General features: G+C 53.8%; 8 protein-coding genes and 2 tRNA genes. 5 read left to right on the top strand and 5 right to left on the bottom strand.

What is annotated here, in order from left to right:
• Positions 1-76, bottom strand: a tRNA-Ala gene (locus ACFX4O_RS17355).
• Positions 77-117: 41 nt separating this feature from the next.
• Positions 118-193, bottom strand: a tRNA-Ala gene (locus tag ACFX4O_RS17350).
• Positions 194-413: 220 nt separating this feature from the next.
• Between ACFX4O_RS17350 and ACFX4O_RS17345 the strand changes: the two genes are divergently transcribed.
• A complete protein-coding gene (locus ACFX4O_RS17345; RefSeq protein WP_131406703.1) occupies positions 414-773 on the top strand; it encodes a YfeC-like transcriptional regulator in 360 nt (119 codons plus the stop codon).
• A gap of 1 nt (position 774) precedes the next feature.
• Positions 775-1167, top strand: a complete 393-nt coding sequence (locus ACFX4O_RS17340; RefSeq protein WP_131406701.1) for a YfeC-like transcriptional regulator — start codon at positions 775-777, stop codon at positions 1165-1167.
• Between the two features lie 41 nt (positions 1168-1208).
• On the opposite strand, the gene ACFX4O_RS17335 is transcribed toward ACFX4O_RS17340, so the two are convergent.
• Together ACFX4O_RS17335 and ACFX4O_RS17330 are read right to left on the bottom strand one after the other, a co-directional pair.
• Complete coding sequence (locus ACFX4O_RS17335) at positions 1209-1550, bottom strand: RamA family antibiotic efflux transcriptional regulator (protein WP_131406699.1); 342 nt, start codon at positions 1548-1550, stop codon at positions 1209-1211.
• A 38-nt stretch (positions 1551-1588) separates the two neighbouring features.
• Positions 1589-2704, bottom strand: a complete 1116-nt coding sequence (locus ACFX4O_RS17330; protein ID WP_380210066.1) for an MBL fold metallo-hydrolase — start codon at positions 2702-2704, stop codon at positions 1589-1591.
• A 176-nt stretch (positions 2705-2880) separates the two neighbouring features.
• On the opposite strand from ACFX4O_RS17330, the gene ACFX4O_RS17325 reads away from it, so the two are divergent.
• Positions 2881-3471: a TetR/AcrR family transcriptional regulator gene (locus tag ACFX4O_RS17325; protein WP_380210065.1), complete on the top strand. Its 591-nt coding sequence runs from the start codon at positions 2881-2883 to the stop codon at positions 3469-3471.
• Positions 3461-3826 carry an MmcQ/YjbR family DNA-binding protein gene (locus ACFX4O_RS17320; protein ID WP_380210063.1) on the top strand — a complete coding sequence of 122 codons (366 nt, stop codon included), beginning with the start codon at positions 3461-3463 and terminating at the stop codon, positions 3824-3826. The genes ACFX4O_RS17325 and ACFX4O_RS17320 overlap by 11 nt, the downstream gene beginning before the upstream one ends.
• On the opposite strand, the gene ACFX4O_RS17315 is transcribed toward ACFX4O_RS17320, so the two are convergent.
• Positions 3823-4695 (bottom strand): helix-turn-helix transcriptional regulator, encoded by an 873-nt coding sequence (locus tag ACFX4O_RS17315; protein WP_380210061.1) that lies wholly within the window; start codon positions 4693-4695, stop codon positions 3823-3825. The two genes, ACFX4O_RS17320 and ACFX4O_RS17315, sit on opposite strands and share 4 nt — an antisense overlap.
• A 108-nt stretch (positions 4696-4803) precedes the next feature.
• Here ACFX4O_RS17315 and ACFX4O_RS17310 point away from each other — a divergent pair, with 108 nt between their 5' ends.
• A complete protein-coding gene (locus ACFX4O_RS17310) occupies positions 4804-6228 on the top strand; it encodes an MFS transporter (protein WP_380210059.1) in 1425 nt (474 codons plus the stop codon).
• The last annotated feature ends 60 nt before the right edge of the window (positions 6229-6288 follow it).

Here is a 6288-nt window from a genome sequence, read left to right as displayed (position 1 = left end):
TGGTGGAGCTAAGCGGGATCGAACCGCTGACCTCTTGCATGCCATGCAAGCGCTCTCCCAGCTGAGCTATAGCCCCACAATATGCTTTTATGCGCCAATTCCGTTGGGTGCGGAATTTGGTGGAGCTAAGCGGGATCGAACCGCTGACCTCTTGCATGCCATGCAAGCGCTCTCCCAGCTGAGCTATAGCCCCATCGCGTAAAGCGTGTCGTGTTGACGGGCGGCATAATATGAATTCCCTTGCCAGGTGTCAACGGCAAAATCGCGCCGCATTATTCAATCGCTGAAAAAGCATGCAAATGAAAGACATTGCGAACGCCCTCGCAGCCAGTAGTTAAACATGTCACATTTTCCCGTAAAATGGTGCTATAACATAAGCCATTAATTACCCTTACAACAATTCGGGAAATTACATGCTCAAGGAACGAATGACGCCAGAAGAGTTGGCCAGCCTTACAGGATACAGCCGACAAACCATCAATAAATGGGTGCGCAAAGAAGGCTGGGTGACTTCACCAAAACCCGGCGTACAAGGAGGTAAAGCCCGTCTGGTCCATATAAATGAACAAGTCCGCGCGTTTATTCGCAGCGCACAGCGCACTGAAGATCAACCCAAAGCCACTCTTACCGCAGGTGATACCTCACTCGAGGCGTTATTAATGCGGCTGGCAAAAGAGATGACCGACGCGGAACAAAAACAACTCTCTTCACTTTTATTACGCGACGGCATTTCCGGCTTGTTACAACGTCTGGGGCTCCGCGATCAAAAATAATATGATGAAATTACCTAACAAAATGACCACCGAAGAATTAGCGGAGTTTCTCGGCGTCGCCAGACAGACGGTAAATCGTTGGATCCGCCAGCAAGGTTGGTCAACAGAACCGTTACCCGGTGTTAAAGGCGGTCGCGCCAGACTGATTCACCTCACGAAAGAGGTGCGCAGTTTCATTATGAAAACGCCCTCTATGCGCCACCCTAATTCTCCCTATTCGATTGCCGAACCCGCGCCGGTCTACGTCAGCGGAAACAACGCGCTGCATGAAATTATCAAAGTGCTGCAAAACATGACCGCAGAAGAACAAAAGCAGCTTTCGACACTGCTGGCGCGCGAAGGTATTAGCGGGCTTTTAAGCCGTTTAGGCATCGAGAAAACGCTGGCAGAATAAAAAAACGGCCTAATACAGGCCGATTTTTTATCTGTTTTCCATCAATGGGTATGCTGATGATTCTCCCGCCGGTACGCGCCCGGCGGAAGATTAAAGGTGCGGGTAAAGATGCGCGTAAACGTCTGCTGCGAATCAAAACCGTACTTCAGGCAGATATCGTAAACCCTCTGATCGGTATTACGTAAATCGCGCGCAGCGAGCGATAATTTGCGCTCGCGAATATAGCGCCCCAAACTCTCCCCTTTATATTGCAAGAAAAGCCGTTGCAGATGCCATTTGGAATAGCCCGCATGCGCTGCAATATCATCAATACGTAATGGTTGATGGAGATTGTCGTCGATCCACTCGACGATGGTGTCGATAACCTGAGCGGAAATAGTCATACTGCGCTCCCCCTCTGCTCTTCGATTAATAAACGGATTTATTCCCACCAGGCGTGGAAAACTTGCGCATTGATGTCCGCAAGCACCGGTTCGCCCAGCCTCGGTGTCAGTAAGCGATAGCTTTTGTCCCGGCTTGCTGCCGCCAGCCGTTTGTACGGATCGTCCCATGTGTGTTTTGCCAACACAAAACGCCCCGCATGGCCCGGCAGAACCGCGCGAGCATTAAGTTCCTGCGCTGCCAGCGCGGTCTCTTCCGGCATCATATGAATGTACTTCCAGTCTTCGTCGTACTGGCCATTTTCCATAATGGCCAGATCAACCACGCCAAACTGTTCGCCAATCGCTTTGAAATGTGGGCCATAACCACTATCGCCGCTGTAATAAACGTTTTGCGTAGCGGTAGTGAACATAAAGCTGGCCCACAATGTTTGATTACGTTTCAGACCACGCCCGGAAAAATGGCGCGCGGGTAAAACGTGCACGGCCAAATCGTCGCTGATCACCACTTTCTGCTGCCAGTCAGCTTCCTGAATAATTGCCGGGTTCATTCCCCAGTAACGCAGGTGCGACCCCACGCCGAGCGGCGTCACCACTTTTTTGATTTTCGGCATCAGCGCCTTGATGGTGGCGTAATCCAGGTGGTCGTAGTGATCGTGCGAAATAATCAGCAGATCAATCTCCGGAATATTTTGTGCCATCCAGAGATCGTTTCCGGCAAACGCTTTATTGAGGAATGAAAACGGCGCTGCGTAATTACTCAGGATGGGGTCGATCAGAATGCGCTTACCCGCCAGTTGCAAATACCAGGAGGAGTGCCCCATCCACACCAGCGTATCCTGCTCAAGCGGCAGGCTGGCGAGATCGGTGTGCACCGTCGGCAACGGCTGCTGCGGGCGCGCGTTCTCGCGTTTAGTGACTAAAAAATCCCACCATGCTGCCAGCATATTTTTCTTCCCGGTGAAACCCGGAGTCGGCAACTGGTTTTGAAACTTTCCGTCACGATAATGCGGTGATTTTTCGACTTCAGTAAGCTGTTCGCCCTGTGGAAGTTGGCCAAATCCGGCATTCAGAACAAAAGGTAAACTTGCGGCAGAAGCAACGAGCATAACGAGAACCACGCTAAAAATGAGACGCTTCATATCCTGACCCGACAAAATCGATCCATTCCGTAGATACGACGCTGTTTAAACTTGATTATGAGTGAGTAAGCACTCATTATAGAAAGCAACGCTCAGCCGTCAAGATCATTTTGATCTTTGACATTCGACGTTGCAGCGTTACAGAGGGCATGTTTCAATCGTGGTTTTTATAATGTGAGAGGAAAAGTGTAGTGGCTCGTCCAAAGAGTGAAGATAAAAAACTGGCGTTACTGGAAGCGGCTACCGAAGCCATTGCACAGTCGGGGATCGCTGCCTCCACCGCGTTAATCGCCCGCAATGCGGGTGTCGCGGAAGGGACGCTGTTTCGCTACTTCGCCACCAAAGATGACCTGCTCAACGCACTTTATCTGCATCTGAAAAGCGATCTGTGCGGGACCATGCTGGCGAATATCGATCTCTCGATCAACGATTCCAGGCACCACACGCAATGCATCTGGAACAGCTATATCGACTGGGGGATCCGTCACCCGAATGGTCACTGTGCCGTGCGCCAGATCGCCATTAGCGACAAACTCACCGACGCGACCCGTCAGCAAGTCGCCGAAATTTTTCCGGAGTTGCATGAGCTATGCCATCGCGCGGTACGCCCCGTGTTTCTGACCGATGAATACTCCCCTTTTGGCGATGCAATTTTCCTGTCGATGGCGGACACCACGATTACCTTCGCCAGTCGCGATGCTTCTCGCGTCACCGAATTTAAGCGCCTTGGCTTCGAAGCCATGTGGCGCGCGCTGGCCATTGAGGAAAATAATGGACAGTAAAACCCTGCAAGCGAGCGCACACCGTATTGCGCTCGAACTGCCATTCACCGAGCATTGCTGGCCGTTTGGTCCAGAACATGACGTGTTCAAAGTGTGCGGGAAGATTTTTATGATGACCACCACCGCTCACGGCAGGCCGATGGTGACAATGAAAGCCGAGCCGCAAAAATCGCTGCTTAACCAGCAGATCTACCCCAGCATTGAGCCGGGGTATCACATGAATAAAAAGCACTGGATTTCCGTATTTGCCGGCGATGACATCGACGAATCCCTGCTCGCATTTCTGATTCAGGCGTCATGGGATCGGGTGGTTGACGGCTTGCCGCTCAAAGATCAAAAGCGCCTGCGCCCTTAAGCGTTTTCCGCCAGCCACTTCAATGCCTTTTCACCCGCTTCATCCACCGGCAGATAAACGAGCAGCCGCGAGCCGTTACGCGGCGCCGAGAACCAGTACATCTGCTGAAGAGAAAACTCTCCCAGCTGTGGGTGGTTAAAGATTTTTACCTTATTTTCCACGCCGCGCACGTCCAGATGCTTGCGCCACAGCGCTTCAAATTCTGCCGATGCCGCACAAAACCGCGCCAGCTTCGCTTCCCACACTGCATCCCCCCGGTGCTCCGCCATGGCCGCGCGGAAATAGGCAACAAAGGTCTGTAATACGCTCTCATCATAGCCAAGCCGGCTGCGCCATTGCGGGTGGGTGAGATAGAGGTAAATGCAGTTGCGATCGTCGTCGGGAATTTCGCTGAAATTAATGCCCATCAGGCGCTCAAAACCAACGTTCCACGCCACAATGTCAAAGTTGGTTTTCTGAATACTGGCCGGTTGTGGCAACAGGCTATCCAGTAAGCGCCGGGTGCCTTCACTGATCCCTTCGCATTGCGGCGTATTCAGCGCTTCCGTTGGCGTCAGCCCGGCCAGCAAAAACAGATGGCGGGTTTCCGTTGGCGAACATTGCAAAGCAGCGGCAATCGCCTGCAACACGGTAGCGGAAGGGTTGACGTCCCTGCCCTGTTCAAGCCAGGTGTACCAGGTGACACCCACATCCGCCAGCAATGCCACCTCTTCACGCCGCAATCCAGGCGTGCGACGACGCGTGCTGCGCGGCAGCCCCAGCCGCTGCGGATCGAGGCTTTCCCGCCGCGCACGTAAAAATGCACCAAGCTGTTTGCGGTTCTCATCTAACACCGTCAGTTCCGGGTGCTTTTCGACCATCAGCGTCATAACACTCTCCAGCATGGTAGTGCCAGTACCAGTATAGGTAAGAACTGGTACCCGTTTTTCTGTTAAGCGATGCTACGACCATCCGATGAATGACGCAATGGAGTTACCATGAAAACGTCTGCTGTTTCTCCGGGCCGGGCAGGCCTGATCCTTCTGCTTACCGGGCAGATGCTGCCATTGATTGACACCTCAATTACCAATGTCGCACTCGATTCCATCACCCTATCGCTGCACACTTCTGCCACGCAGTTGGCGTTAATTGTCGCGCTGTACGGCGTGGCTTTCGCCGTCTGTCTGGCGATGGGCAGTAAGCTGGGAGACAACCTCGGTCGCAGGCGGGTGTTTTTATGGGGCGTAGCCCTGTTTGGTATCGCTTCGCTGTTGTGTGGGCTGGCGAATTCGGTCTCCGCACTGCTTGGCGCACGAACTCTGCAAGGTATGGGTGCGGCGCTGATTGTGCCGCAGATCCTCGCGACATTGCATGTCACGCTAAAAGGCACCGCCCACGCGCGCGCCATCAGTCTCTACGGCGGTATTGGCGGCGTGGCATTTATCATTGGTCAGATGGGTGGCGGCTGGCTGGTCTCAGCGGATATCGCCGGTCTTGGCTGGCGCAATGCCTTTTTTATCAATGTGCCTATTTGTCTGTTAGTGCTGGTGCTCAGCCACCGTTATGTACCGGAAACACAAAGTGAAACGCGCACACGCATTGACTGGCAAGGCACTGTCGCGCTGGCGATGATCCTCTGCTGCCTGCTGTTCCCGCTGGCACTGGGGCCGGAACTGCACTGGCCGTGGGAAACAAAAGTGGCGTTGCTGGCGCTGGTTCCGCTGGCGTGGTGGATGCGCACAAACGCCCTGAAGCAGCAGCAAGCGGGTTTTATGCCGCTGCTACCACCGCGTTTACTCAAGCTGCACAGCATCCGTTTCGGGCTGCTGATTGCGTTCCTGTTCTTTAGCGCGTGGTCGGGTTTTATGTTTTGCATGGCGCTCACCTTGCAAGCCGGGATGGGCATGACGCCGTACCAGTCGGGCAACAGCTTTGTCGCGCTGGGCGTCGCCTATTTTATCTCTGCCTGGTATGCGCCAAAACTGATTGGTCGCTATAACATGCGTACCATTTTGCTCACCGGGTTGGTGATTCAGGTCAGTGGACTGCTGGCATTAATTGCGACCTTGCAACTCTCCGGGCGGATGGTGGCTGCGCTGGCGCTCGCGCCGTCTACCGCGCTGATTGGCTACGGCCAGGCGCTGATTGTGAACAGCTTTTACCGCATCGGAATGCGCGATATCACCACCCATGATGCAGGCGCAGGTAGCGCACTGCTCAGCACACTCCAGCAGGCCACGCTCGGCCTGGGTCCTGCGGTACTCGGCGGGTTGTTTTTGCATCTTGTCGGCCAGTCGCAAGGTAACTACAGCACGGCGCTGAGTGGTTTTCTGGCAACAGAAGTAGTGATGATGCTGGTGCTGGCGGCGGCAGCGGTTAGCGCACGCCATCAACTGGCACCGCGCTGTCCGGCGAACTCCTGATTAGCGCTACCCGCAAGATTAAAAAGGGGATAATGTTATCTCTTTGTTAACAAAGGGGAG

This window comes from Kosakonia sp. YIM B13571, assembly GCF_042788095.1.
Taxonomy (GTDB): Bacteria; Pseudomonadota; Gammaproteobacteria; order Enterobacterales; family Enterobacteriaceae; genus Kosakonia; species Kosakonia quasisacchari.
This window is presented reverse-complemented; position numbering and strand designations above follow the sequence as displayed.